The organism is Dietzia cercidiphylli, assembly GCF_014145145.1.
In the GTDB taxonomy this organism is placed as follows: domain Bacteria; phylum Actinomycetota; class Actinomycetes; order Mycobacteriales; family Mycobacteriaceae; genus Dietzia; species Dietzia natronolimnaea.
In genome coordinates this window covers 1-1,464 of the sequence record NZ_JAALEA010000246.1, presented here as the reverse complement: position 1 = coordinate 1,464, position 1,464 = coordinate 1, and the positions used below count along the sequence as shown (strand labels likewise).

The following is a 1,464-nucleotide window of genomic DNA, read 5'->3' as shown; positions in this document are numbered from 1 at the left end:
GGCCGGACGAGCCGCGGGGGGCACCGCGATCCGCTGGACGCGCACGGCGTCCCGGAGCGTCTGGGGGCCGGCCCCCGACGTCTCGGGCACCAGGACGACCACGCCCGCGAGCAACGCGGCCAGGGCGACGCCCATCACCACGTACGGGTGGACGAGGGGCGACGACGACGAGGTGGCCACCACACCGGCCAGGAGCACTCCGGCCGCGATGCCGAAGTTGGTCGTGGAGCTACTGGTGAGCGCGCCGACGCGGGCGTTCCTGGTGGGGTGCAGCTCGATGATCGCCGCCGCCGCCGATCCGGTGACCAGCCCGACGCCCAGACCCTGCACCACCCGCGCGGCGATCAGCCAGGCCACCGAGGGCGCCGCCGCGAGCCCGGCCATGCTCAGCACCAGCAGCACCAGGCCGGTGATCACCACCGGCCGGCGGCCGATCGCGTCCGACAGTCGTCCCAACAGAAGTAGCGGGACCAGGACGGCCAGCGCGTACACCGCGTAGACGACCGTGATCATGGCGCCGCTGGTCCCCCAGGCCTCCTGGTAGTCCACGTACAGGGGGGAGGGCGTCGCGCTCGACATCAGCGCCGCCGTCACGACGAGCGCCATCAGGACGAACGGTGTCCACGAGCGGGAAGTGCTGTCCACGGGCGGTCCTGGGGTCGGTCCACCACGGCCCGACACCCGTCGGGCGGGGAGGGGGACGCGGGAGGGAGAGGAGTGGAGCCTAGGGGATTCGAACCCCTGACATCTGCCTTGCAAAGGCAGCGCTCTACCAACTGAGCTAAGGCCCCGTGCCACAAAGCGTGAACGCCGGACCGCGGCTAGCGATCCGGCGTCTGCCATGCGGGGGTGGGCCTAGGAGGACTTGAACCTCCGACCTCCAAATTATCAGTTTGGCGCTCTAACCACCTGAGCTATAGGCCCTCGTACCGAAGCGTTAATCTACCCGACGCGCGCGCCGCCACCCAAATCGGGAGTCCCGCGGCGATGACGGGACCCCCGAACCGGCACCTCAGTTCCGGCGATCGCTCAGCGTCACCTGCACGCCGCCACCGGTCAGCCCGGCGGCGAGGTTGTAGATGAACACCGCGAGGGTCGTCAGGATGGCCAGCAGCAGGACATTGAGCAGTCCCACGCCGCCGCTGTAGAGGAAGATCGTCGACGGCCCGATCGCGGCCGCCGACTCGTCACCCGCGACCCCGGAGAGCAACCCCCCGAGCCGGTCCCACACCCCCATGCCGGAGAGCAGGAGGTAGGTGACACCGATCGCGACCATCCACACCAGGTACAGGGCGAACATCAGCCCGAGCACGGTGGTGAACGCCGACCACGGGTCGATGCGTCGCAGGACTAGCACCGACTCCATCGGCCCCCGCCGCTCCGTCGGCGGAACCATGGGGGCCGCGCGACCGGCCGCGCCACCCGAGTGCGCGGTCGCGACACCGCCGGGCAGTCCCTCGGCGC

2 protein-coding genes and 2 tRNA genes are annotated in these 1,464 nt (G+C 70.8%); all 4 read right to left on the bottom strand.

Annotated features, from left to right (window positions below; translation table 11 throughout):
- On the bottom strand, positions 1-645 hold a 645-nt coding region (locus tag G6028_RS09485; RefSeq protein WP_182658722.1), incomplete at its 3' end, for an MFS transporter.
- Positions 646-718: 73 nt separating this feature from the next.
- Positions 719-791, bottom strand: a tRNA-Ala gene (locus G6028_RS09480).
- Positions 792-850: 59 nt separating this feature from the next.
- Positions 851-924, bottom strand: a tRNA-Ile gene (locus G6028_RS09475).
- An 88-nt stretch (positions 925-1,012) separates the two neighbouring features.
- A partial coding sequence (locus G6028_RS09470; RefSeq protein ID WP_182658721.1) for a DUF3566 domain-containing protein occupies positions 1,013-1,464 on the bottom strand: 452 nt, incomplete at its 5' end.